This is a genomic window from Rhizobium sp. TH2 (assembly GCF_024707525.1).
Taxonomy (GTDB): Bacteria; Pseudomonadota; Alphaproteobacteria; order Rhizobiales; family Rhizobiaceae; genus Rhizobium_E.
Genome location: NZ_CP062231.1, coordinates 1,619,879 through 1,644,988 on the forward strand (window position 1 = coordinate 1,619,879; position 25,110 = coordinate 1,644,988).

A 25,110-nucleotide genomic window follows, 5' to 3' on the forward strand; every position below is an offset into this window, starting at 1 on the left:
CATGGCGCTCAACTCCACATTAGATTCGATTGGCGCCGTAGCAAGCGAAGGCCAGCTTGCCGAGAATGCCCGGAACCTGGATCGCGATCGTCGGCGCGAGAATGCGCAGCTATTCCGCCTGTCATTGCCTGCACTGGCGATTGTCATCATCCTCATGGTGGCGCCGATCGGCTGGCTGTTCTCCCTTTCCTTCGTCGGCGCGAGCGGCGGGTTCAGCACGGAAAACTTCACCCGCATCGTGACTGATGGCGCCTATGTGTCGATCTTCATCACAACCTTCAAGGTCGCGATGATCGTAACCGCTCTCTGCCTGCTGCTGGGCTATCCGGTGGCCTATGTGCTCACGATCATGCCCGACAAATGGGCGCAATTGATGATCCTGGCCGTGCTCGTGCCATTCTGGACGTCACTGCTCGTGCGCACCTATGCGTGGCTGGTTCTGCTGCAGCGCAAGGGGCTCATCAACAACACCCTCGACGCGCTTGGCCTGATCGATCGGCCGTTGGCCCTGGTGCACAACATGACCGGCACCGTGATCGGCATGGTGCACATCATGCTGCCGTTCCTGATCATGCCGCTCTATGCCTCGATGAAGGCGATCGACGGCAACCTGATGCGCGCCGCCGCCAATCTTGGCTCCTCACCCAGCCACGCATTCCTCCGCGTGTTCCTGCCACTCTCCATGCCCGGGCTTATCGCCGGCTCGATGATGGTGTTCGTGATGTGCCTCGGATTTTACATCACGCCCGCGCTGCTGGGTGGCGGGAAAGTCCAGATGATCGCGCAGCGGATCGAACAATCCGTCTCGCTTTATCCGACCTGGGGGCCGGCATCGGCGCTGGCGGTCGTCCTGCTCGTCCTGACCGGCGGCTTCCTGCTCCTCAGCTGGCTCATCGTGCGCCGGCTTACCAACAGCCATTGAGGGGGTGATGTGATGGAATCCTATGTTTCGCACAAACGACGTCTGTGGCTGTACGTTTTCACCGCGCTGATCCTGCTCTTCCTGATTGTCCCGACGATCATCGTTATTCCGATGTCGTTCAGCTCGGCCAATTCGCTCGCATTCCCTCCGCCCGGCTGGTCGCTTCGCTGGTACGAGAATTTCTTCAGCCAGGACAAGTGGCTGATGTCGTCGCTGGTCTCTCTGCGCACCGCGTTCGGGACGATGATCGTGGCGACCACGCTTGGCACAATGGCCGCCTACGGCCTGCATGTCGGCAATTTCTCTTTGCGCGGAACGATCTACAGCACCTTGGTCGCCCCGTTGGCTATCCCCTCGATCCTGCTCGCGATCGGCATGTTCTTCGTCTATGCCTCGGCGGGGCTGTTGAACACCACGATCGGCTTGATTATCGCCCACACGCTGGTCGCGATCCCGTTCGTCCTCATCACTGTGACCGCAGGCTTCAAAACCTATGACCTGAGCCAGGAGATGGTGGCGCGCAGCCTTGGGGCCAGCCGCTTGACGGCCTTTCTCACGGTGACCCTGCCGCAGTTGAAGTTTTCGGTGATTTCCGCCGCTCTCCTGGCGTTTATCGTCTCCTTTGACGAGGTCGTGGTCTCGATCTTCATCTCGGCCGGCGAAGTCTCGACGCTGACAAAGGTCATGTTTTCAACACTGCGCGACGATGTCGATCCGACGATTGCGGCCGTGTCCACATTGATGCTGATAATCGCGACCGTCCCTCCCTTCGTCATGCAAATACTCGCCAACCGCAAGCGGGATGTCTGAGATGATCGAGCAACTCAATGTCGAGAATGCCGGTCTTGTCGAACTCCAGCAAGAGGGCCGCGTCCTCGAAATCCGGATGGTGAAGCCGAAGGTGAACGCCATCTGCCATCGGCTGAGCCGCGCGGTAGAACGCTCGGCATTGTTCCTGCAGAACAATGATGAGCTTCAGGTCGGCATGCTGACAAGCGGAATCCCCCGGGCGTTCTCGGCGGGACTCGACTTCAATGAGACCGCGTCTCCGAGCGGACAAGAGGTCGACGAGTCTTCGACAAGAGGTGGTTTTGGCGGCATCACCAGGCTGTGGGATCTGAAAAAGCCCCTGATCGCTGTGGTGAATGCCCCGGCAATCGGCGGCGGCATGGAGCTGGCGCTGGCCTGCGATCTTATCGTGATGGCGGAGGATGCCTACTTTCAGCTTCCCGAGCTCCAGCGCGGGCTATTGCCGGATGGCGGTGGCCTCCAACGCTTGCCGCGCCGGATCCCATATCACGTGGCCACCGCGATGATCTGGACCGGCGAGGCGATGAGCGCCGCGGAAGCGAAAACATGGGGCCTTGTTTACCGTGTTGTTCCGCCAGCCGAACTGAGTGCACTCGCCTGGAGCATTGCGCGCAGGATGGCCTCCGACGCGCCTTTGGCCCAGCAGGCCTTCAAGGAAGTCATGCGGAACATCGATGGCATGCCGGAACGACAATCCATGGAGATCCGCGCCGACAGCGGCCCGGAATACGCGATTTATGCCCGCATGCTGGCTTCCCACGACATGATCGAAGGCCAACGTGCCTTCCTTGAAAAGCGCCCTCCCAAATGGAAGGGTTGCTAGCAAAGAGCTGAGCAATTTCAAAGACATCAACTGAAATGCGAGTGCAGTTAGGAGATCAACTAAAATGTACAAATATTTGGAAATCGAGCGCCATGGCGCGGTGGGCGTCATCGCCCTGAACCGCCCCGAGGCCCGCAACGCGCTCGGCATGGGCATCACGATCGAACTTCGTCGTGCCGTGAGAGAGGCGGGCGAGGACGCCAGCCTGCGCGCGCTGATCCTCACGGGCCGTGGCGGCGCTTTCTCAGCCGGTGCCGACATCAAGGAATGGGCCCTCAAGAAGGAAGACAATCCGTGGCCGGACATGAACTGGGTCGAGGAGTCGCTCAAGCTGATCCAGGAGGTTCACGGCTTGATGAAGCCGACGATCGCAATGATCGATGGCGCGGCCGTGGGCGCCGGGCTCGACATGGCTCTGTCATGTGACTTCCGATATGCGTCGGACCGCTCGAAGTTCATCTGCTCCTATACCAATGTGGGCTTTTCACCCGATTGCGGCGGCACGTGGCTGATGCCGCGCGTGATGGGGCTCGAGGCGGCGAAGCGGTTCGCCTTCACCGGCGAGCTATGGACTGCCCAGACCGCGCTCGAGAACCGCCTCGTCTCGCATGTGAGCCCACAGGCCGACCTGTTCTCCGACACGCTCGCCTTTGCGCAAACGCTCGCCGCAGGCCCAACCATCGCCATAGGCCTCGCGAAAAAGCTCATGAATTCATCGTTCACGCGCTCTCTGTCCGAACAACAACTCGAGGAAGTGGCCGCAGGCAAGATCTGCGGCGCAACGAAAGATCACGCCGAAGGTCTCGCGGCCGCCAATGAGCGCCGCGTCCCGAATTTCATCGGCGCCTAAGGAGAATAAAATGGATTTCAGTCTTAGTTTTGAACAGCAGGCACTCGTCGACTCGCTCACCGAATTTGTCGAGAAGGAGATGTATCCGCACGAGAACATCGTCGAGGAACTCCGCAAGGTTCCAGACGAAATCGCCAAGGACATTCGCCGCAAGGCGACGGAGGCGGGCTTTACTGCTCTCAATATGCCTGAAGAGTGGGGTGGACCGGGCCTCGACCACCAAACGCTAGCGCAAGCGGAGCGCATCCTCGGCAAGCCATCCTCGGCGCTATCGCTTCTCATTAAGCGCCCGACCAGAATTCTCCTGAAATGCGAAGGCGATCAGATCGAAGACTATCTATGGCCTTCAATTCGTGGAGAAAAAACCGATTGCTTCGCGCTGACAGAACCCGGCGCAGGCTCGGATGCGCGCGGCATCGTCACCAAGGCTGTGCGCGAAGGCGGTGATTGGGTCATCAACGGCGTGAAGCAGTTCATCTCGCATGCCGACGATGCGGATTTCATTATTCTCATCGCAGTGACTGGTGTCGATGAAACACCGAAAGGACCTCGCAAGCGGTTCACGGCCTTCCTGCTCGACCACGATCTTCCGGGCATTCGCATCGAGCCGATGAAGTCGATCTGCACGCGCGGCTACAACCCCAACATGATCTATCTTGAGAATGTCCGGGTGTCGGACAGCAAGATACTGGGCAAGGAGGGCGAAGGCTTCACCATGGCCAATGACTGGCTGTATGCCGGCCGCGTCGGACTGTCGGCCCATTGCGTCGGTCGCGCGGAGCGGATCTTCGAAATGTCCTGCGATTGGGCGGCCAACCGCCGGGCTTTCGGCAAGACCATCGGCGAATTCCAGGGAACGAGCTTCAAGATCGCGGACATGGCGCTTGATATCCGGGTTGGCGATCTCATGGTCAAGGAAGCTGCGTGGAAAATCGACGAGGGCCTGATGGATCGCTCGCAGTCGTCAATGGTCAACTTGTATTGCTCGGAGATGGTATATCGCGTGGCCGACAATGCCGTTCAGATTTTTGGCGGCATGGGGATGATGGAAGACTTCCCCATCCAGCGGTTCTGGCGTGATGCGCGAATCGAGAGAATTTGGGAAGGTACCTCCGAGATCCATCGCGACGTGATCGCGAAAGATATCTTGAGGGCCTACAGCAGCTGAACCGCCGGTCGGGACAGCAAGGGGCGAGGAATGAAGCGAGCAGAAAAGAAAATCCTGACACTTGAGACGCGTCGGCGGGAGTTCACGATCGCCACGTTGGAGTCTATCCGCAAGCACGGCTACATCAATTCCACGATCAACACGATCAGCGAAGAGTCCGGCCTGTCCCGAGGATTGATAAGCCACTATTTCAAGAGCAAGGATGATTTGCTTCTGTTCGCCTTTCGCTATCTGACCGAACTCCTGGAGAAGTTCCACCGGCACGTCGTCAGTTCCTGGGGCGGGGACAGCCATTTCGACAAGCTTCTGGCCTCCTCAATGGTGCCGTTCCTGAGAGAGCAACCCTACCGTGAGGTTTGGTTGCATTTCTGGAGCGCGGCGCGTCTCAAGCCGGAGGTTTCCGAGGTGCACCGCAGGCTGTGGGGCAACTATAGAAGCTCGATAGAGCGCAGGATCACCATTGTTGTCCAGGAGCGAAATCTCAACCTCAACATTCGAAACACGGCACTGATGTACACCCAGCTGATAGACGGACTTTGGTTGGGGCTGATCCTGGAAGAGGCTTACGATGACAGGACCTGCCGCATGATTCTGCGGGATTGGCTGTGCGAAGTCTTCAAGGAAGACCCGCTGAAACACTCGTTGGATCCGCCTTTCGATCTGGCTGCCCTGCAGTCCTACAACACACTCTGAAGCATGATTTTTGCCATGGCGCCCGGCGCCGGGCAGGGTTCGCCGGGGGCTATCCGGCGGCAATCGGATGATCGCTATTTTTTATAGGGCAAAGCCACTATGTCTACATCTGAACGTACCATTCTTGCCTCGCGGCTTTCCGATGCCCGGCGGGAGAGCTTTCATCGCCTGCTTGCGCCGCGCCACATCGCCTTCGTGGGCGGTCGGCAGGTTGAGGGCACGCTTCGCAATATCTCCCGTCATAAATTTGAGGGTGAAGTCTACGTCGTCAACCCGGGTCGTAGCGAAATCGCGGGCTATAAATGCTACCGCAACCTTGCGGATCTGCCGGTCGCACCCGATGCGACGTATCTGGGTGTCAACGCTGATATCACTGTCAAGGCCGTGGGAGAACTGAACCGGATGGGAGCCGGCGGCGTCATTTGCTACGCCTCGGGTTTCTCGGAAATTGGTGAAGCAGGCGCCGAACGCAACCGCCTTCTCATCGAAGCTTCGGGTGAAATGGCGGTGGTCGGACCGAACTGTTACGGTCTGGTGAACTATGTGACCCATGGCAGCATGTGGCCGTCGGGTTATCAGCCATTGTCGACCAAGCGCGGCGCTGCCGTCATCGGCCAAAGCGGCAATGTTTGCATTCACCTGACATCGAACCAGCGATCTGTGCCGTTCAGCTATCTGATCAGCGCTGGAAACCAGGCAATCCTGGGATTTGAAGATTACATCGACTATCTCGTCGACGATCCGAATGTCAGCAGCATCGGCCTTTTCATGGAGGGTATCCGCGACATCGAGGGCTTCTCGCAGGCGTGCCTCCGCGCCCGCGCCAAGGGTATGCCCGTCATCGTTTGCCGCTCGGGTCGCTCGGAACTGGGTGCGGCAATGGCGGCCAGTCACACGAGTTCGCTGGCTGGCCAGAACGAGTATTACGACGCACTGTTCGCTCGCCTGGGCGTGATTGCCACGGACACGGTGCCGCAGTTTCTCGAGATGCTCAAGATCGCGTCGGTCGCCCCGTCGCTTGCCGGCAAGCGGATCGCCGTCTTCTCGAGTTCGGGTGGGGACAATGGCCTCGCGGCGGACTATTGCTCCTTCGCGGGGCTGGAACTGCCGCAGCCGACCAAGGCCCAGATAGATGTGATCAAGCCACTGCTGCCAGATTTCGGCCACGTGTCCAATCCTCTGGACTTCACGGCTGGCTATTGGGGAAATGAAGAACTGTTGACGCCGATGTTCACGACGATGCTCGAGGGCGGCTACGACAGCGGGCTCATGGTCATGGATCATCCGTCACCCAAGGTTTCCGAAGATAGCAGCGAACCGATCCTTGCAATGATCCGGGCGCTTGCCGCGGCGGGCAGGGCGAGCGGCAAGGCAGTCTTCATGGGCTCTGTGAATCCGGAATCCATCCCGGAGGGCGTGCGCGAATGGATGTTGGGCCAGGGCGTTGTGCCTCTGCAGGGCCTGCATGATGCCGCAAAGGTTATCGCCCTTTGGGCCGAACATTGTGAGCGGCTTCGGCGTGATGCCGCTTCCGGTCATGGTCTCGCGGGCCTGGCACTGCTCCATGCGGCGCCGCTGGTCGGCGGCAATCGCACGATCAATGAAAACGAATCCAAGCGCCGGCTGGCGGCGCACGGCCTACCTGTTCCCGATGGGCGGGTGCTGGCCCGCGCCGAAATCGATGCGCTACCCGAAATGCTCGACGCGCCGATTGTATTGAAGGTCCTGCACGATGAACTGGCACACAAGACTGAGGTGGGGGGCGTTGCCCTCAATCTGCGCAGCCGGGCGGAAATCAGGGCTGCGGCGGATCGCATGGCCAAAAGCGTCCGTCGTCATGCCCCGGGTGTCGTGCTCGAGAAATTCCTGATGGAGCCGATGCAGGCGCCGCCGCTTGCCGAGCTCATCGTTGGCGTCAAGCGCGACCCGCTGTTCGGCATGGTCCTGGTCGTAGGCGCCGGCGGCATATTTGTCGAACTGTTGAAGGACGCGCGCCCACTACTGCTGCCGGTATCGCGCGGTGACGTCGAGGCGGCGTTGCGAGGCCTCAAGACCTTCCCGCTGCTGGATGGCTTCCGCGGCAAGCCGCGCGCAAATCTCGAGCCGGTCATCGATGCGATCATGGCGATCGCGGGCTATGCGGAGACGGCCGTCGGGACACTCTCCGAACTCGATGTCAATCCGCTCATGGTCTACGAAAACGGCGCGGTTGCAGTGGATGCGCTCATCGTGGAGGCATGATTTCCGCGGTCGCGACAAGGATGAACAAGGGCCACTCGACAGTCGCAAGGCAGGTGAGATGGAACCCGGAAAGGATAAGATCATGAACAGGAAAGTTGTCATCGCCTCGGGCGTCCGGACGGCTATCGGTGATTTCGGAGGAACGCTCGCAGGGATTTCGCCTTGCGACCTCGCCGCGAGCGTAGCCCGCGAGGCGATTGTTCGCGCCGGGATTTCTGGTGCGGATGTCGGCCAGACGGTCTTCGGCAACGTTATCCACACCGCGCCGGAAGATATGTATTTGTCCCGCGTCGCGGCGATCCGGGCAGGCGTACCCGACACAGCCCCGGCGCTGACGTTGAACAGGCTTTGCGGGTCGGGACTGCAAGCCGTCGTCACGGGAGCGGAGGCAATCCTCCTCGGAAATGCCGATATCGTCCTCGCCGGCGGGGCGGAGAATATGAGCCGTTCCGGTCATCTCCTGACACAGGCGCGAAGCGGCCAGAAGATGGGCGATGTGGTGGCGACCGACATGATGGTCGGCGCGCTGACCGATCCTTTCGGCAATGGCCATATGGGGATGACCGCGGAAAACCTGGCTGAGCGCGGAAGCATTGATCGCAAGGCGCAGGATGAATTCGCACTCGAGTCTCATCGCCGCGCGGCCCGTGCCGTCGCTGAAGGTCGCTTCGAAGAACAAATCCTGCCTCTGGCCGTAACAAGTGGGCGCCAGCAAACTGTGTTCAAGACGGACGAGCATGTCCGCGCCAATGTTACGCTCGAGGATCTCGCCAAGTTGCGGCCGGCCTTCCGCAAGGACGGAACGGTGACCGCCGGCAACGCGAGCGGTCTCAACGATGCGGCCGCCGCTCTTGTCTTGATGGAGGAGAATACCGCGGCAGCCCGTGGCGTGAAGCCGCTGGCGAGCATCGTCGCCTACGGTCTGGGCGGAGTTGCGCCCGGCGTGATGGGCCTCGGCCCGGTTCCTGCTGTGAAGCAGGCGCTGGAGCGAGCGGGACTGACTGTTTCGGACCTCGACATTATCGAGTCGAACGAAGCCTTTGCTGCGCAAGCCTGCGCGGTGGCACGCGAACTCGATTTTCCAACCGAGAAGACGAACCCCAACGGGGGCGCCGTGGCGCTGGGACATCCAATCGGCGCATCCGGTGCGATCATCCTGATCAAGTTGATCTATGAGCTCCGGCGCACGGGCGGTCGCTATGGTCTTGCGACCATGTGTATCGGCGGAGGCCAGGGTATCGCCGTGATCGTGGAAGCCGCGTGACGACATCGGAAAACCTTAAAATTTTTCTGGACGTTCAACAAAATTTGTTGACGCTTGGCCGGTTTCTTCCTACGAATTCTATAAAGGCTCGAAGCCCGAGGAGGACAGATGAGAACGCGCATCACTGAGCTTTTGGGAACCCGTTACCCCATCATACAGGGCGGCATGCAATGGGTTGGCCGCGCGGAGTTGGCTTCGGCGGTTTCCAATGCGGGAGGGTTTGGTATCCTTACCGCACTCACCCAGCCAACTCCTGCTGCCCTGGCAGAAGAGATCAAGCGCTGTCGGGACCTGACGGACCATCCGTTCGGAGTGAACCTGACAATTCTTCCCTCGACCGCACCGCCGCCTTACGAGGAATACCTCGATGCGGCGCTTGAATCGGGTGTGCGGATCATCGAGACAGCCGGGCGAAGCCCCAAGGAGTTCATTGCCAAGGCGAAGGCAACTGGCGCCAAGATCGTCCACAAATGCACGGCGGTCCGTCATGCGCTTTCGGCGGAGCGGGCAGGGGTCGATGCGATCTCTATCGACGGGTTCGAAGCCGCGGGCCATCCCGGAGAGGACGACATTGGCGGCTTGGTGCTCTTCGCCGCGGCAGCGCGTGCCGTCAAGGTTCCGCTGATAGCGTCCGGCGGGATCGGTTCCGGCCGAGGTATGGCTGCTGCCATGATGCTCGGCGCCGAGGGCATCAATATGGGCACGCGTTTCTGCGCCACGAAGGAAGCGCCGATCCACGACGACATCAAGCAGGCACTTGTCCGTGCTGGTGAGACTGACACGAACTTGATCTTCCGCACTCTGCGCAACACGGGCCGCGTTTTGAAGAACGCGATCTCCGAGGAAGTGGTCGCCACCGAGCGCCGTCCCGGTGGCTGCGAGTTTGAAGATATCCGGCATCTCGTCGCGGGAGCTCGCGGCCGCGAGGCGCTGACAGAGGGAAAGGTCGATAGCGGACTGGTCTGGGCTAGCCAGGCGATTGGATTGATCGATGACATTCCCAGCTGTGCGGAATTGATCGAGCGCATGGTGCACGACTGCCGCGCGGCGATCGACGATGGTCTCAACGCTTTCAAAGACTAAACCCGCATCTCGCGCCTTACATTGCATGGGACGCAGCCGAGATCGTGGCCGTGCGCGCGATCCCTTGATGCCGCGGATGGATCGGCGGCCGAATTGCAAAGCTGTGAAAAGGAATCGGCTCGTGACGCCCACAAACACAGCACTCGTGGCTGACGGCAGCTATGCATGGATGCGGCTCGCCATTACCCTCGCAATATCGGTTCTCAGCAGTGCGGGCATGTGGACCGTGGTCCTCATGCCAACTTTTGAGGCGGATTTCCATCTGACGCGAACCGAAGCGTCCTACTATACGGTCGTGATGTTGAGCTTCCTGATCGGTGGAAATGTTTTCGGGAAGAGCGGTTGACCGCATCGGCATAACGCCGGTGCTCATTGTTTCGACAGCGCTGTCAGCAGCGGGTTCATGATTGGCGCCTGGGCAAAATCGCGTGGATAGCCATTTTGACCAAATCTAGGCTAAACGACATCGAGGGTATATTTGTCGAAGTCGTCAAACGAATTCAAGGGGCTGGTATCAGATGCGGGCTACATCAAGAAAATCGAGAATTATGCTGGAGCGTCGAGATGACCTGATCCAGGGTACGATTCGGTCGATTGCATCCATCGGATATAACGACTCGACGATCAATACCATCTGCGAGGCGGCAGGGTTTTCACGCGGACTGATTGGCTATTACTTCAAGAGCAAGGATGAATTGCTGATCGAGGCATATCGGTACCTTGTTGCGCAGGCGGATGCGGAGGCGCGTCAGGCCGTGCGCGAGGCGGGTCCTGATCCACTCCAGCGGCTGCTTGCTGCAATCGCCCAGAACTTCCGCCGCATGAGATTGAACCAGGAAGACACGCTGGTCACATGGGCATGTCTCGGTGTGGCGCCGTGGAATGCCGGAATGCTCGACCTCACGCATACGCTTTGGCGAAAGTATCGCTCATGGATCGAGCGGATGATCGCCGAGGCGGCGGCGCAGCGGAACCTTGAGATCGATGCGCGAAAGGCAGCGATAACCTATGTTCAGCTTGCCGACGGTTTGTGGGTGGGCTGGCTCCTCGACAAGGAGGCTTATTCTCTTGAAGAAGCTGAGGAAATCGCACGGGATTGGATACTTGAGTTGCTCGGGGAGAAGCAAACCAAGCCGGCACCTGCGCGAAAGCCGGCACCTTCGCGAAAGAAGGCGACGAGCAAAGTGACGGGTCGGAAGTCAACCGGCGGCGGCTTGGATGGGCAAGGCTGACATGGCTTTGCTGGTTGGCGCGGGAACGTAGCGGCAATCTGAACACTGCTGAAATTTATAAAGCGGGCATCCGTCCACTTATTTCGGCAGCCAGCGGCAGGCGATTCTCCTACGCATCGATCTCATCGCATTAATCCGATCCGGGTGCCGTGTTGATATACGGCCGTATGAAGATTGCTTGTGCCGAAATTCACGCCGATCGGCGTCCCTGAGCAATAGGAACGGCTAGTCCCGGACTCTAGGCCGATAAATCTCAAATAGTGATTTCCTTAATATTTGTTAAGACTTAACGACCGCAAGCGATGGGCACCGGAAGTTCATGGCCGGCCCTCGTGCTGTTTTGTTGCAAATCAGCCACATCCTGATCTCATCAGCCATGGACCACGGCGATCATGGTCATTTCGAGGTTGCGCCGCGGCGAAACTTATTTAGGTTCGGGCCTTGGGAACAAGGGGTAACCAGTTTCCGAATTCTGGGACTGGGCAGGGGATGCCACGCAGGCGGCTAAAACCCGGTCCGATTTAAACTTTTGACTGGAGGTCAGAAATGAACATTAAGAGCCTTCTTCTCGGCTCCGCCGCTGCCCTGGCAGTGGTCTCCGGCGCACAGGCTGCCGACGCTGTCGTCGCTGCCGAGCCGGAACCCATGGAATATGTACGCGTCTGCGACGCTTACGGCACGGGCTTCTTCTACATCCCGGGCACCGAAACCTGCCTCAAGATCGGCGGCCAGCTGCGTTACGAAAAGCGCTTCGGCACCAACGGTGTTGAAAAGTATGACCGCGCTGGTCTTCTCACCGGCAGATCGACGGATGATGCCTACGACAACCACACCCGCGCTCGTCTGCGTATCGACGCTCGCAATGACTCCGAGTGGGGCACTGTCTACAGCTGGATCCAGATCCAGGCTGACTCGGTGAACAACGGCGAGAACATCTACGGCGAAGGCAATAACAGCTACCTCCGTGCCTACTACTACTTCGGCATCGGTGGCCTCGAATTCGGCAACTACGACAGCCAGTGGGCGAAGTTCATGGGCTACGGCGGCCGTACCGATGACGGCGGCGTCTACACCTCTGACTGGAACTATCCTGACTCGCGCCAGTATGTGAGCTACACGGCTGACTTCGGCAACTTCAAGGCCTTCGTCTCGCTCGACAACGACGCTGACGAATTCTACAAGCCGGAAGATCATGACGGCGACGGCCTCGCCGGCAAGCGTGGCCGCCAGTACCTGCCCGATATCTCGGCTGGTGTGTCCGGCACCTTCGGCGACTACCAGGCTGCCGCAGCGATCGGTTATGACGAGTCCGACGAATCCTTCGCGGTCAAGAAGGTTGTTCGTGGCGACATCGGCATGTTCGGCTTCACCGCGATGGGCCTGTATTCGAACAGCGACGAGAACATCTACTTCGCTTATGACGGCTTCAGCGCCTTGATCGGCCTGTCTGCCAAGGTCACCGACACCGTGACCGTCGCGAAGGACATCCAGTGGTTCGACAACGGCGACTGGCGCCTGGTTGGCGATGTCAACTGGGAAGTCGCTACGGGCTTCTCGGTCCTGGTTGAAGGCATCTACTTCAACCCTGACAAGGGCGACGACTCCAAGGCTGGCATGCTGCGCTTCCAGCGCAATTTCTAATCTGAGTTCACTCTCGGATGCGAAAGGCCCGGGTCTCCCGGGCCTTTTTGCGTTGGAATGTCAGCTTTAGAGCCCTTCAGGGTTAAATGGAAACATTCTGTTGGCTCAAGCGGAATCGCATGTTTGACCGGCCCGCGCGCGTCGTAGCCAAAGCATACGGCCAAGCTGGCCGGTCAAAGAGGCGGCCCGCTTCAGCCAACCCGAAGGGCCGGGCATCTTTCCGCCATGACCCTGTGGCGATGACCTCGGCCGTACCTACGGGTACGACCTCGATCATCGCCTTGGTCCTGACGAAAACCTGCTCCGGCAGAATGCTTCCATTTAACCCTGAAGGGCTCTAATGGGACGCGATAAAATTGGAGACCGGTCCAAGCACATCAGGAATGTGCAGGATCGGCGCATGCCCTTGACCTCTGGCCATGATCAATTCGATTTGCGGCCCGTGTCGTGCGACCATCTCACCGGCCACATCCGCCGAAAACAGCTTCGAGTTTTCGCCCCGCACGATCATCACGGGAATTGAAGCGAGTGCTTCATATTGCGGCCAGAGATCGGGCAGGTGCTGATCCATGTCCATGGTCTTCAACGGTTCGACCAGCGCCGGATCATAATCCGAAACAATGCGCCCGCCCGTCTCCCGGAAGATCGCATCCGCCATGTCGTTCCAGTCATTGTCGCCAAGCGCGGGAAAGTCCACGCCGTGCGTTGCCTTGAGCGCGCGGGCTGCCTCGGTAAAGTCCTTTGGCTCCAGCCGCGCCGACAGATATTCGCGGATCACCCGCAACCCGGCGACCTCGATGACCGGCCCGACGTCGTTGAGAATGCATGCCGCGATCATATCGGGCACGAAAGCAGGCAGAATATGCAGGATCAAGCCGCCACGCGACGTGCCGATGAAGATCGCACGGCTGATGCCGAGCGTCCGCAATGCGGCGACCACGTCCTGGGCCTCGCGGCCGATATTGTAGTTGGCGGGGTTCGGATCCCGGGCGGAAAGGCCGCGGCCGCGATAGTCGAGGGTGATCACGCGCCGCCCCTGGTCTGCAAGCCATGTCGCCAGCTGGTGAAAATCCCGGCTGTTGCGGGAGAGCCCCGCCAGGCAGACGATCGGCCGTCGCCCGGAATTCCCGCTTCCATAGTCACGGCCGTAAAGTGCCAGCCCATCGTCGCTGGTGAAGTGAAGGGGCGTAAAGCCATCTTGCTGCATGTTCTGTCCGTTCGCTGGTCGGATGCGCAGCAAAGGCAAGAACGGCTTCCCGGTCAAGTGCCGGTATGAGAATTGCGGGACCCTATCGGCCAGCCGTCATGTCGGCGGCAATATCAGGTGTCTCGCTCAGCAGCAGCTTGTAGACCTGGTAATTCTCCATCACCCGCTGCACATAGTCGCGCGTTTCGGTGAAGGGAATGCTCTCCACCCAATCGACCGCGACGTCGATATCCTTGCCGCGCGGGTCGCCGTAACGCCTGATCCACTGCGTTACCCGGCTCGGCCCCGCATTATAGGCGGCGAAGGTCATGATCAGCGAGCCATCGAATTTGCTGATCTGCTCGCCGAGATAGTGCGAGCCAAGCGTCGCGTTGAAGGCCGGATCCTCGGTCAGCTTCTCGTCCGCATAGGCCATCTGGTATTGCTTCGCGACACGTTTTGCGGTCGAGGGCAGCAATTGCAGCAGCCCGCGTGCGTTGGCGGGCGAGACAGCCTGCGGATTGAAGGCGCTCTCCTGCCGGGCGATCGCATAGGCGAGCGCCTTGCCGGCACCGGAGATATCAGCCGTCTCTGGGATCGCACCGAGCGGGAAGGCGGCGAGCCCCGGATCATGGCCCTGCTTGAGTGCTGTCTTGCCAATCGCCAGCGCCAGTGTCGAACCGTGCGTTTCAAGTGCCTTGCTGGCAAGCTGCTGGATGTCGACCGGATTTTCGAGCGTCGCGGCGAGTGCGAGATACAGCCGTCGTGCCCGGGCGGCTTCCCCCGACTGCTCGATCAGCGAGAGGCCGATAATCTCTGGCCGCGACGCGAAGGCCAGCCGGTCGGCATCCGTTACAGCATAGCGGTGGCCGGGCTTGATCGCGACCTTCATCCGGGCCGCCGAGAGCTGGCCATAGAAGGTCGCGGGATATTCTGTCGCCCGCTCGAAATAGTCCTTGGATTTCTCGCGGTTCGATTTTTCGAATGTTCGACCCAGCCAGTAGAACCCGCGCGCCTGGTCGTGAGCCTTGGGGCTGGCAGCAAGAAGTTTGTTGAAATGCGCCTCGGCCTTCGCTCGGTCCTTCAGGCCTCGAAATGCATACCAGCCGGCGTGAAACTCGGCTTCCGCCAGATCGTCGGGCTCAATAGCCACGTGGGCCGAGGCGAGGCGGTAGGCCGCCTTCACATTGCCCGCGTCGATCAGCCCACGGGTCACGATCCGCGCCTCGACCCACCAGGCACCGGGATCAGCGAGCAAAGTCGCGTCCTTCGGCGTTTTTTCCAGCAGTTTGGCGGCGGTGTCATATTCCTGGAGCTGCCTGTGCCGCTTGATCTTGATGTAGAGATAGCTCGGATCGTCGTGCCATTTGGCGTCGACGGCGTCGATCTTCTTGTCAGCATCCTTGGTCTTGCGGCCTACCGCTGAGAAAGCGTCGAACAGCGATTGCGCCTCGCCGAATTCCGAGAAGCGCTCGGCCTGCTGATAGCGCTCCTTGTAGAGCAGGAAATCCATGCGGCGCTTGTGATCCGCAGCCGTAAGAAGCTCGCCGAACTCCTTGATAAACCTGTCTTCCTCCGCCTCGTCCAGCTTCTCGCCCGACCACAATGCGCGGATGACGGAGGCCGCTCTCGTCTTGTCGCCGGTGGCGAGCGCAGCGCGAGCCAGGATCATGGTGCCATCGGATGTCGAAGGGCTTTTTTTGTCGAAGGCAGTGACAATCAGGTTGGGGGAGGGATTTTCCTGAAACAGCGCTTCCTCGAAGTTCGCCTGCATCTCCTTTTGGCCGGGCCAATCCTTGAGGAGCGCTTGGGTCTCGGCGATCATCTTGGATGGGACGGCGCGCTGGCCGGATATCGCGATCGCCCAGCTCAGCGTCTTCCATTCCGCGGAGTCCCGCTCGAGCTGGTCGCGATAGGCGATTGCTTCGAGACTGTGGCGCTTGGCGAGTTCGGTCATTCCCTCAAGGAATTTGGTGCTGGGAACCGGCTTCGGCAGGTCCGCGACAACGGGCGCGGTGTCGGAAACGCTGACGTCGGTTTCGATCGATGCGGTTTCGACGGACGCTACGCGATCGACCTTGTCGCTCGTCTTAATGGCCAAGTCAGAAGTCTCGGCAAGCTTCACAACCGTCTCAGGCGCCTTCTCGACGTTCAGCTTGACGGTGACTGTCTTGAGAGGGGCTGCGTCTTCCGGTGGCGCGCTTCCAAGCCCGAGAATTGCGAACGCGCTGAAGCATCCGGCGAGCACGACCAGAAAAGCAATGATACCTTGTTTCATCACGCCCGCTCCGGTTACCGGAATACCCGATGACTTTGTCCCGCTATGCTTAAAGACCGGTAAAAATTGCCGTTTTTGTCTTTTCTCGGACCTTGAAGACGGCTAAGAAACGCGCTTGCCGCTGATGCCGGTCCTCTATAATGTCGCGTTTCCGTAAATCAGGATTGCGGCTAAAGCATGGGCGGTACACGCCGTTCGATCAGGAGTAATTTATGTTCAAGGGTTCCATTCCCGCTCTGTTGACCCCTTTCAACGATGACGGCAGCGTCGATCACGAGGCTTTTGCCGCCCATGTGGAGTGGCAGATATCGGAGGGAAGTTCCGGCCTTGTGCCTGTGGGCACGACGGGCGAATCCCCGACGCTATCCCATGACGAACATAAACGCGTTGTCGAAACCTGCATCGCGGCGGCGAAAAAGCGCGTGCCGGTGATCGCCGGTGCCGGCTCGAACAATACTGTCGAGGCGATCGAACTGGCGCGCCATGCGGAAAAGGCCGGCGCCGACGCCATCCTCGTGGTCACGCCTTATTATAACAGGCCGACACAGAAGGGCCTGATCGCGCATTTCTCGGCGATTGCCGAGGCTGTCAGCCTGCCGATCATCATTTACAATATCCCGCCGCGTTCGGTCATCGACATGTCGCCGGAGACCATGGGCAAGCTGGCGCATGCCTATAAGAACATCATCGGCGTCAAGGACGCCACGGGCAAGATCGAGCGCGTCTCCGAGCAGCGCATCACCTGCGGCAAGGATTTCGTGCAGTTGTCGGGCGAGGATGCCAGTGCGCTGGGCTTCAACGCGCATGGCGGCACAGGCTGTATTTCGGTGACGGCAAATGTCGCGCCGCGCCTCTGTGCCGAGTTCCAGGCGGCCACGCTCGCCGGCAATTATGCCAAGGCGCTTGAATATCAGGACCGTCTTATGCCGCTGCACAAGGCGATCTTCCTTGAACCTGGCGTGATCGGTTCTAAATATGCACTCAACCGCCTCGGCCGGATGAGCCGCACGGTGCGCTCGCCCCTGACCAGGGATCTCGAGGCGCCGGTCGAAGCCGCGATCGATGCGGCGCTCAAACATGCAGGACTGCTAAACTGAAAACGACCCACAAAGGCCGATCGACCACGATCAGCAAGATTGTAGCGGAGAACCGCAAGGCCCGCTACAACTATGAAATCATTGATACTTATGAAGCGGGCCTGATGCTGACGGGCACCGAGGTCAAATCGCTGCGCGAAGGCAAGGCCAATATCGCCGAGTCCTACGCCAGCGACGAGCACGGCGAGATCTGGCTGATCAACTCCTATGTTCCGGAATATCTGCAGGCCAACCGTTTCAACCACGCGCCACGCCGTCCACGCAAGCTGCTGCTCTCCGCCAAGGAGATCGGCCGGCTGCGGACCGGCATCAATCGCGAGGGCATGACGCTCATCCCGCTGAAGATCTATTTCAACGATCAGGGCCGAGCCAAGCTCGAACTGGCCATCGCCAAGGGCAAGAAGCTGCACGACAAGCGCGACACCGAAAAAGAGCGCGACTGGAATCGCGAAAAGGGCCGGCTGCTGCGCGATCGCGGCTAACGCAAATATTCCCCTGAACACGCATTGCGCTCGGCGTCGATCCTCTTATTATGTAATTACATAATAAATTCCTGAAGAGGGGACGCGGCATGAAGATCGAACGAATTCAAGCCTTTCGCATGTTGCAGCCGTTTATCGACGGTCCGTACCGCATGTCCAAGGGCCGCGTGGCGGATGCCTTTGATTCCATCATCGTGGCGATCACCGCCGATGGCATCACCGGCTGGGGCGAGATGGCGCCACTCGGCACCTTCTATTCCGCTGCATTCGCTGCCGGGGCCGAGGCTGGCGTCAAGGAGATTGTGCCGCACCTGCTCGGCCAGGACCCGCGCGCGCTGACCCAGATCGGCCGTCTCATGGACACCGTGTTCAAGGGCCATCCCTATATCAAGTCGGCGATCGACATGGCCTGCAACGACCTGGCAGCCCGTGCTGCCGGCGTTCCGCTCGTCACCATGCTGGGCGGCCGCGAAGGCGAGACTGTGGAGCTCTACAAGGTCGTCACGCATGGCGAACCTGAGAAGATGGCTGAGAATGCCGTGCGCTACGTTGCCGATGGATATCGTCGCCTACAGGTCAAGGTGGGCGGCGACGTCAACGGCGATATCGACCGGGTGAGGGCGGTCTCAAGTGCCGTGCCGCGCGGCACGGTGCTCTTCTGCGACGCCAATGCCGGCTGGACCCCGTTCCAGGCGCGCCGTTTCGCTGACCAGACCCGCGATATCGATTTCGTCTTCGAGCAGCCCTGTGTCACCATCGACGACAATCTCTCGGTTCGCCGCTCTTTCGACAAGCCGATGGTGCTCGATGAGAGCGTCCAGTCGCTCGAGGATCTGCTGGAAATCCACCGCAAGGGCGCGGCCGATGGCGTGACGCTGAAAATTTCCCGCCTCGGGGGCGTGACCCGCACCCGCCAGCTGCGCGATCTCGCCGTCGATCTCGGCCTTATGGTGACGGTTGAGGATACCGGTGGCGCCGAAATCGACACGGCCGCAATGGCGCATCTTTCGCTCTCGACGCCGGAGGAAAAGCGCCTGCACGCCATCGCCTTCCATGAATGGGTGACGGTGAAGACCGCCCGCAATGCACCGCCCGTCATAGGTGGTTCAAGGATGGGGATTCCGGATGGTATCGGCCTGGGTATCGACGTCGATCCGGCGTTGATTGGAACGCCGTTCCTGGACATCAGGAATTAGTATACATCAAGTATAAAGTATAAATTTAGAATAAAAAGAGCGCCTCCAGGGGGCGCTTTTTTCATGCCGTTTTGAGCGGGTCAGACTTCGAACTCATCATGCACGGGCTCGACGGGGCGAGGCGCCCGTTCCGAGGGATCGCGTCCAACCGCAGCCTTGAGCGTCGTCAATTCGATGAAGTGATCTGCCTGGCGGCGCAGGTCGTCTGCAATCATTGGAGGTTGCGTTGCCATCGTTGATACCACTGAAACCTTGCGGCCCTTCCGCTGCAATGCTTCGACGAGCGTCGTGAAATCGCCATCGCCGGAGAAGATCACGAGATGGTCGACGACCTCCGATTGCTCCATGGCATCGATCGCAAGCTCGATGTCCATATTGCCCTTGATCTTGCGGCGTCCAAGCGAGTCGGTGAACTCCTTGGCAGGCTTGGTGATCACCTTGTAGCCGTTATAATCCAGCCAATCGATCAGCGGCCGGATTGAGGAATATTCCTGGTCTTCGATCAGCGCGGTATAATAATAGGCCCGCAAAAGGTAGCCTTCCTTGTTGAAATGCTTCAACAGCTTGCGGTAGTCGATATCGAAGCCAAGGCTCTTGGAGGCCGCGTAAAGATTGGCGCCATCGATGAAAAGTGCAATTTTTTCGCGAGGATCGAACATAAATATCCCATTTGGTTGCGATGAAAAAGCGTGGTCTAAAAAATACTCTTCATGCGCCATGACGTGGACTTGCGAACAATTCAGATATTTTATGAATCATTCATATAAGACATGTACTTAGAGCAACTCCCGCACGATGCCAAGAGAAATTTGCGCTTCTCCAGCCGTTATCCCAATCGACATGCTTTATACTGGTGTGTGATCACTTTTCTCTCGGTCTTTGAGTGACGTGCATCAATTACACATTTCTCTTTGCTTGCCGTCGCACAAAAGCGTCATGTTACGGCATCGGAACGGCTCCTGCCGCTTTTGGTTCCGGCGACGACGCCCAATCTGCGCTTTTTGACCGCTAATGCCAATCAAGCCTTGAATTTGCCGCGAGGAATCTGTAACGCGTGCGGCTTGACCCGATATTTGAAGAACATGAAGGATTGCAATGGCCCGCGTTACCGTTGAGGATTGCATTGACAAGGTGGACAACCGGTTCGAACTGGTTCTGCTTGCCAGCCATCGCGCCAGGCTGATTTCCCAGGGCGCGCCGATCACTATTGATCGCGACAACGACAAGAACCCGGTCGTGGCGCTGCGCGAAATCGCCGATGAGCGCCTGGCGCCCGAGGATCTTAAGGAAGACCTGATCCACTCGCTGCAGAAGCACGTCGAAATCGACGAGCCCGAGCCCGACGCTTCGGCCATGATCTCGACAGCCGAGAGCACCACCGAGACATCAGACGTGGAAGAGGATGCGCCCGAGTCGCTCAATTTCGACCAGATGTCGGAAGAAGAACTGCTCGCCGGCATCGAAGGCCTCGTGCCGCCGGAAAAGAACGACGACTATTGATCGCAAGTTTGTAGCTTCGGGCCACCGAAGTTCGTTGCACTCTCAGGCGCCGGTCCTATGATTGGCGCCTGATTTGTTTCTAGCATTCGGAGCAGTCTTTCAATGATGCGGCAATACGAGCTCGTCGAGCGGGTTCAGCAATACAAGCCAGACGTCAATGAAGCGCTCCTCAACAAGGCCTATGTCTATGCCATGCAGAAGCATGGCCAGCAGAAGCGCGCCAGCGGCGATCCCTACATTTCCCACCCGCTCGAAGTCGCGGCCATCCTCACCGACATGCATCTCGATGAAGCCACTATCGCGGTGGCGCTGCTGCATGACACGATCGAGGACACGTCGGCGACGCGCGACGAGATCGATACGCTGTTCGGCGAGGATATCGGCCGGCTGGTCGAGGGCCTGACCAAGATCAAGAAGCTCGACCTCGTCTCGCGCAAGGCCAAGCAGGCGGAAAATCTCCGCAAGCTGCTGCTCGCCATATCGGACGATGTCCGCGTGCTGCTGGTCAAGCTCGCCGACCGGCTGCACAACATGCGCACGCTCGAACACATGTCGCTGGAAAAGCGCGCCCGCATCTCCGAAGAGACGATGGACATCTATGCGCCGCTCGCCGGCCGCATGGGCATGCATGACATGCGCGAGGAACTGGAGGAACTGTCCTTCCAGAACATCAACCCGGAAGCCTACAAGACCGTCACCAAGCGGCTCGAGGAGCTCTCCGAGCGCAATGCCGACCTCGTCAAGAACATCGAAACCGAACTCTCCGAACTGCTCACCGCCAACGGCCTCAAGGACGCCGTCGTCAAGGGCCGGCAGAAGAAGCCCTATTCGATCTTCAAGAAGATGCAGTCGAAATCGCTTTCCTTCGAGCAACTCTCCGATGTCTGGGGTTTTCGCGTCGTCGTCGATATGGTGCCGGATTGCTACAAGGCGCTCGGCATCATCCACACGCGCTGGCGCGTCGTGCCGGGCCGCTTCAAGGATTATATCTCGACGCCCAAGCAGAACGATTACCAGTCGATCCACACGACCATCGTCGGCCCCGCCCGCCAGCGTATCGAGCTGCAGATCCGTACGCGCCGCATGCATGATATTGCCGAACTCGGCATCGCGGCGCATACGCTCTACAAGGACGGCACCAATCTCACCCCCGGCGAAGCCGAGGTACGCCAGTCGAGCGCCTATAAGGGCCTCAGGACCACCATCGAGTCTCTCGCCGAAGGCGATAACCCGGAGGAATTCCTCGAGCACACCAAGCTCGAACTGTTCCAGGACCAGGTCTATTGCTTCACCCCCAAGGGCAAGCTGATCGCGCTGCCGCGCGGCGCGACGCCGATCGACTTCGCCTATGCCGTCCACACCAATGTCGGCGATACCTGTGTCGGCGCCAAGATCAACGGACGCATCATGCCGCTCGTCACCCGGCTCGCCAATGGCGACGAGGTGGAGATCATCCGTTCGGGCGTGCAGGTGCCGCCTGCGGCCTGGGAGGAGATCGTCGTCACCGGCAAGGCGCGCTCGGCCATCCGGCGCGCCACGCGGCTAGCCATCCGCAAGCAATATTCCGGCCTCGGCCAGCGCATCCTCGAACGCACCTTCGAACGCGCCGGCAAGGTGTTCTCCAAGGATATGATGAAGCCCGCGCTGCATCGCCTTGGCCACAAGGAGGTCGAGGATGCCATCGCTTCGGTCGGTCGTGGCGAACTCTCGTCGCTTGATGTGCTGAAGGCGGTCTATCCCGATTATCAGGACGAGCGCGTCACCACCCGGCAGAACTACGAGGAAGGCTGGTTCAACGTCCGCTCGGCCCAGGGCATGATGTTCAAGATCCCCGAAGGCCAGAAATCGCGCATCGCGGCGGAGCCTGATGTGCCCGAGGAGGCGAGCGTCCAGCCCTTCCGCGGCCTCGGCGGTGATATCGAGGTTCGCTTCTCACCGTCAGGGGCGGTGCCGGGCGACCGCATCGTCGGCATCCACGATGGCAAGCATTCGATTACCGTCTATCCCATCCAGTCGCCGTCGCTCTCCAAGTTCGACGAGCAGCCGGAGCGCTGGATCGATATCCGCTGGGATCTCGACGAGGCCAACAAGTCGCGCTTCATGGCCCGCATTCTGGTGAATGCCATCAACGAGCCGGGCACGCTCGCCACCATCGCCCAGACGGTCGGCCAGGCCGATGTCAATATTTCGATCCTCACCATGATCCGGGTGGCACCCGATTTCTCGGAGATGGAGTTCGATCTCGAAGTCTGGGATCTGCGCCAGCTGAGCCATCTCCTATCCCAGATCAAGGACCTCGAATGCATCTCGACAGTGAAGCGCGTCTTCGACTGAATAGAATTTCCGCGCCGCCCGTTCTGAGGTAAGATTGCCTCTGAAAATTGAGCGGGGAGAATTCCGATGCGCCGAGCCGTTACTACCTGCCTGATGCTTGTTGTCACTGTCCTGCCGGGCATCGCCGTTGCGGATCAATCGGATGTCGTCAAGATTTTCGGCCGCGATCCCGGCACCGGCGATGCGCATGCCTGCTTCGTGCGCCACTACGCCAAGGCGCATCTCAAATCCCATCCCGACCAGAACGTCACCGACATGATCGCCTATGTCGGCAAGCAGGCCGGGCCGGACCCGTATTACATGATCAATCTGCAGGTCAATTTCCGCCAACTCCTGAAGCCCTTCCAGGTGTCCGGCAGTTGCAGCCAAAGCACGGACGGCAAGCAGACGCTTGGTTGTGGCGTCGAATGCGATGGCGGCTCGCTCAGCGTTCGCGTCAAGAACGAGTCGTCCATCCTCGTCGAAATCCCGGACAGCGTCCGTCTCTTCGATCCCGCGGCGACCGAGGAAGGCGACCTGCCCAAGGGCGCCCGCTTCGGCTCCGACGACAAGTTGTTCCGCCTCGATCGCACCGAACTCAAGGACTGCCTACCGGTCATCTATGACGATGAGATCAAAGCCAAGGTCATGAGCGGTGTGATCACGCAGTAAACGGGAGAGCCAGATATGTCCTTCTCACGCCGCTTCTTCATTTCACGCCTGTTTCCCGGTCTGGCGGGAGGCGCCGCGGTTTCCGTCCTGCCTGTCTCGGCCAGTGCACTGACGTCGGTCCGCCCGGTACAAAAAGTGGTCTACCATCTCTCCGAGCCCACCCGCGTCAATTTCGTCATGGGCAATATCAAGAACCACATCGCCGGCAAGGGCGGACCTGACAAGGTCAAGATCGTGCTGGTCGTACACGGTCCGGCGCTCGAGTCCTTCGTGTCCTCCAAAGCCAATCCCGACATGAAGCGTCAGATCGAAGGTCGCGTTGGCGATGGAGTGAGCTTCGTCGCCTGCGGCAACACGATGTCGGCGCGGAAACTCGCGCTGACCGATATGCCGGATGGTTTCGAGGTCGCGGAGGAGGGTGGTGTCGTCCGCATCGCCGATCTCCAGGCGGATGGCTATCTCTACATTCGCCCGTGAAACAGGCAGGTTGCCACGACCTATGCCGAATTATTAAGCGAATGTGACGGCGTCATGCGTCGGCTGCATGGCAGCGTCCTTTCATTACTTATTGTGCATCGCAATATTCGCGCTATCTTAAGCATCGAAGAAGGGAGGAATGACAAGAAAAGGATGAAACCCATGTTTGGTTATGTATCGAAGATCACCCAGAAGCTTCGCGCCCCGACCACTGCCGAGCGCGAAATGGACTACCTGAACCAGAGCGTCGACCGCGTCGACCTCGAATATCGCCAGCGGCAGATCGACCGCGGCATGTTCCGCAACCGCGGCATCAACTTCCTCTAAGGAAGTGTCCCGTCAGAAGCGGCGACCGAAGGGCTGGCATAACTGCCGGCCTTATTTTTTGTCTTTAGAACGCTTCATGGCTAAATAGAAACATTCTGTTGGCTCAAGCGGAGTCGGATGGTCGACCGGCCGGCGCGCGTCGTAGCCAAAGCTCTACGGCCAAGCCGGCCGGTCGATCAGGCGGCCCGCTTCAGCCAACCCGAAGGGCCGGGCATCTTTCCGCCAGTCCCTGCGGCGATGGTCTCGGCCGTACCTAAGGGTACGACGCTCGCCCATCGCCTTGGTTCTGACGAAAACCTGCTCCGGCAGAATGTTTCTATTTAGCCATGAAGCGTTCTGGGCTACCCAAATTATGCATTCGGCGTTAGAGCCAGTCATAATCTAGAAGAATCCCGGCGGGAGGCATGAACGTGATCATCGGCATCGGCAGCGACATGATCGACATCAGGCGGGTGGAGAAGACGCTCGAACGGTTCGGCGAACGTTTCACCAACCGCTGTTTCACGGAGATCGAGCGCGCCAAGTCCGACCGCCGCAAGAACCGCGCTGCCTCCTATGCCAAGCGCTTCGCCGCCAAGGAGGCATGTTCCAAGGCGCTCGGCACCGGCCTTTCCATGGGCGTCAAATGGCGGGAAATGGGTGTGGTCAATCTCCCCAGCGGCAAGCCGACGATGCAGCTCACCGGCGGTGCGGCCGAACGCCTCGCCTCGCTGTTACCCGCTGGTCATGCAGCCCATGTGCATGTCACCATTACTGACGATTTCCCGCTCGCTCAGGCCTTTGTCATCATCGAGGCTCTGTCCGAGAGCTGAGCTTGTGGGCGGGTTGCTCCCGAACAGGGAAACAGCTAGAGAA

24 protein-coding genes are annotated in these 25,110 nt (G+C 59.5%); 21 read left to right on the plus strand and 3 right to left on the minus strand.

Translation table 11 applies throughout. The features are described 5' to 3' along the window. Position 1: 1 nt before the first annotated feature. From IHQ71_RS08115 to IHQ71_RS08170, 12 genes are all read left to right on the plus strand, one after another. On the plus strand, positions 2-922 hold the full coding sequence (locus tag IHQ71_RS08115; RefSeq protein ID WP_258161432.1) for an ABC transporter permease: 921 nt from the start codon (positions 2-4) through the stop codon (positions 920-922). A gap of 12 nt (positions 923-934) precedes the next feature. After that, on the plus strand, positions 935-1,732 hold the full coding sequence (locus IHQ71_RS08120) for an ABC transporter permease (protein ID WP_258161433.1): 798 nt from the start codon (positions 935-937) through the stop codon (positions 1,730-1,732). A 1-nt stretch (position 1,733) separates the two neighbouring features. Then, a complete protein-coding gene (locus tag IHQ71_RS08125) occupies positions 1,734-2,555 on the plus strand; it encodes an enoyl-CoA hydratase-related protein (protein WP_258161434.1) in 822 nt (273 codons plus the stop codon). 64 nt (positions 2,556-2,619) lie between these two features. Next, positions 2,620-3,405 (plus strand): enoyl-CoA hydratase/isomerase family protein, encoded by a 786-nt coding sequence (locus tag IHQ71_RS08130; protein WP_258161435.1) that lies wholly within the window; start codon positions 2,620-2,622, stop codon positions 3,403-3,405. A gap of 10 nt (positions 3,406-3,415) precedes the next feature. Further along, positions 3,416-4,573 carry an acyl-CoA dehydrogenase family protein gene (locus tag IHQ71_RS08135; protein ID WP_258161436.1) on the plus strand — a complete coding sequence of 386 codons (1,158 nt, stop codon included), beginning with the start codon at positions 3,416-3,418 and terminating at the stop codon, positions 4,571-4,573. A 30-nt stretch (positions 4,574-4,603) separates the two neighbouring features. After that, the gene (locus IHQ71_RS08140) at positions 4,604-5,266 is read left to right on the plus strand and encodes a TetR family transcriptional regulator C-terminal domain-containing protein (RefSeq protein WP_258161437.1); all 663 of its coding nucleotides are present in this window, start codon (positions 4,604-4,606) and stop codon (positions 5,264-5,266) included. A gap of 99 nt (positions 5,267-5,365) precedes the next feature. Beyond that, positions 5,366-7,507, plus strand: a complete 2,142-nt coding sequence (locus IHQ71_RS08145) for an acetate--CoA ligase family protein (RefSeq protein WP_258161438.1) — start codon at positions 5,366-5,368, stop codon at positions 7,505-7,507. An 82-nt stretch (positions 7,508-7,589) separates the two neighbouring features. Continuing rightward, positions 7,590-8,771: a beta-ketothiolase BktB gene (bktB, locus tag IHQ71_RS08150; protein ID WP_258161439.1), complete on the plus strand. Its 1,182-nt coding sequence runs from the start codon at positions 7,590-7,592 to the stop codon at positions 8,769-8,771. Between the two features lie 108 nt (positions 8,772-8,879). After that, positions 8,880-9,854, plus strand: coding sequence for a nitronate monooxygenase family protein (locus IHQ71_RS08155; RefSeq protein ID WP_258161440.1), 975 nt, complete (start codon positions 8,880-8,882; stop codon positions 9,852-9,854). A 121-nt stretch (positions 9,855-9,975) separates the two neighbouring features. Then, positions 9,976-10,200, plus strand: a complete 225-nt coding sequence (locus IHQ71_RS08160) for a hypothetical protein (RefSeq protein WP_258161441.1) — start codon at positions 9,976-9,978, stop codon at positions 10,198-10,200. Between the two features lie 202 nt (positions 10,201-10,402). Continuing rightward, positions 10,403-11,086, plus strand: coding sequence for a TetR family transcriptional regulator C-terminal domain-containing protein (locus IHQ71_RS08165; RefSeq protein ID WP_258161442.1), 684 nt, complete (start codon positions 10,403-10,405; stop codon positions 11,084-11,086). Positions 11,087-11,632: 546 nt separating this feature from the next. Continuing rightward, positions 11,633-12,727, plus strand: a complete 1,095-nt coding sequence (locus tag IHQ71_RS08170) for a porin (RefSeq protein WP_258159421.1) — start codon at positions 11,633-11,635, stop codon at positions 12,725-12,727. A gap of 337 nt (positions 12,728-13,064) precedes the next feature. On the opposite strand, the gene IHQ71_RS08175 is transcribed toward IHQ71_RS08170, so the two are convergent. Then, positions 13,065-13,934 carry an alpha/beta fold hydrolase gene (locus IHQ71_RS08175; RefSeq protein ID WP_258161443.1) on the minus strand — a complete coding sequence of 290 codons (870 nt, stop codon included), beginning with the start codon at positions 13,932-13,934 and terminating at the stop codon, positions 13,065-13,067. Between the two features lie 82 nt (positions 13,935-14,016). Further along, positions 14,017-16,191, minus strand: a complete 2,175-nt coding sequence (locus IHQ71_RS08180) for a lytic transglycosylase domain-containing protein (protein WP_258161444.1) — start codon at positions 16,189-16,191, stop codon at positions 14,017-14,019. A 212-nt stretch (positions 16,192-16,403) separates the two neighbouring features. Here IHQ71_RS08180 and dapA point away from each other — a divergent pair, with 212 nt between their 5' ends. From dapA to IHQ71_RS08195, 3 genes are all read left to right on the plus strand, one after another. Further along, positions 16,404-17,288 carry a 4-hydroxy-tetrahydrodipicolinate synthase gene (dapA, locus tag IHQ71_RS08185; protein ID WP_258161445.1) on the plus strand — a complete coding sequence of 295 codons (885 nt, stop codon included), beginning with the start codon at positions 16,404-16,406 and terminating at the stop codon, positions 17,286-17,288. 29 nt (positions 17,289-17,317) lie between these two features. Continuing rightward, positions 17,318-17,770 carry an SsrA-binding protein SmpB gene (gene smpB, locus IHQ71_RS08190; protein WP_258162776.1) on the plus strand — a complete coding sequence of 151 codons (453 nt, stop codon included), beginning with the start codon at positions 17,318-17,320 and terminating at the stop codon, positions 17,768-17,770. A gap of 89 nt (positions 17,771-17,859) precedes the next feature. Continuing rightward, positions 17,860-18,966, plus strand: a complete 1,107-nt coding sequence (locus tag IHQ71_RS08195) for a mandelate racemase/muconate lactonizing enzyme family protein (protein ID WP_258161446.1) — start codon at positions 17,860-17,862, stop codon at positions 18,964-18,966. Between the two features lie 80 nt (positions 18,967-19,046). Here IHQ71_RS08195 and IHQ71_RS08200 read toward each other — a convergent pair whose 3' ends face one another. Beyond that, the gene (locus IHQ71_RS08200) at positions 19,047-19,625 is read right to left on the minus strand and encodes an NYN domain-containing protein (RefSeq protein WP_258161447.1); all 579 of its coding nucleotides are present in this window, start codon (positions 19,623-19,625) and stop codon (positions 19,047-19,049) included. 436 nt (positions 19,626-20,061) lie between these two features. Here IHQ71_RS08200 and rpoZ point away from each other — a divergent pair, with 436 nt between their 5' ends. The 6 genes from rpoZ to acpS all read left to right on the plus strand — a co-directional run bounded on the left by rpoZ (position 20,062) and on the right by acpS (position 25,067). Continuing rightward, positions 20,062-20,466: a DNA-directed RNA polymerase subunit omega gene (gene rpoZ, locus IHQ71_RS08205; protein WP_258161448.1), complete on the plus strand. Its 405-nt coding sequence runs from the start codon at positions 20,062-20,064 to the stop codon at positions 20,464-20,466. A gap of 102 nt (positions 20,467-20,568) precedes the next feature. Beyond that, positions 20,569-22,800, plus strand: coding sequence for a bifunctional (p)ppGpp synthetase/guanosine-3',5'-bis(diphosphate) 3'-pyrophosphohydrolase (locus IHQ71_RS08210; protein ID WP_258161449.1), 2,232 nt, complete (start codon positions 20,569-20,571; stop codon positions 22,798-22,800). Between the two features lie 66 nt (positions 22,801-22,866). Then, positions 22,867-23,451, plus strand: coding sequence for a hypothetical protein (locus IHQ71_RS08215; protein WP_258161450.1), 585 nt, complete (start codon positions 22,867-22,869; stop codon positions 23,449-23,451). A gap of 15 nt (positions 23,452-23,466) precedes the next feature. Next, positions 23,467-23,928, plus strand: a complete 462-nt coding sequence (locus IHQ71_RS08220) for a DsrE family protein (protein ID WP_258161452.1) — start codon at positions 23,467-23,469, stop codon at positions 23,926-23,928. Between the two features lie 162 nt (positions 23,929-24,090). Further along, positions 24,091-24,255: a DUF3563 domain-containing protein gene (locus IHQ71_RS08225; protein WP_258161453.1), complete on the plus strand. Its 165-nt coding sequence runs from the start codon at positions 24,091-24,093 to the stop codon at positions 24,253-24,255. Between the two features lie 410 nt (positions 24,256-24,665). Next, entirely contained in the window at positions 24,666-25,067 is a 402-nt protein-coding gene (acpS, locus tag IHQ71_RS08230) for a holo-ACP synthase (RefSeq protein WP_258162777.1), read from the plus strand. The last annotated feature ends 43 nt before the right edge of the window (positions 25,068-25,110 follow it).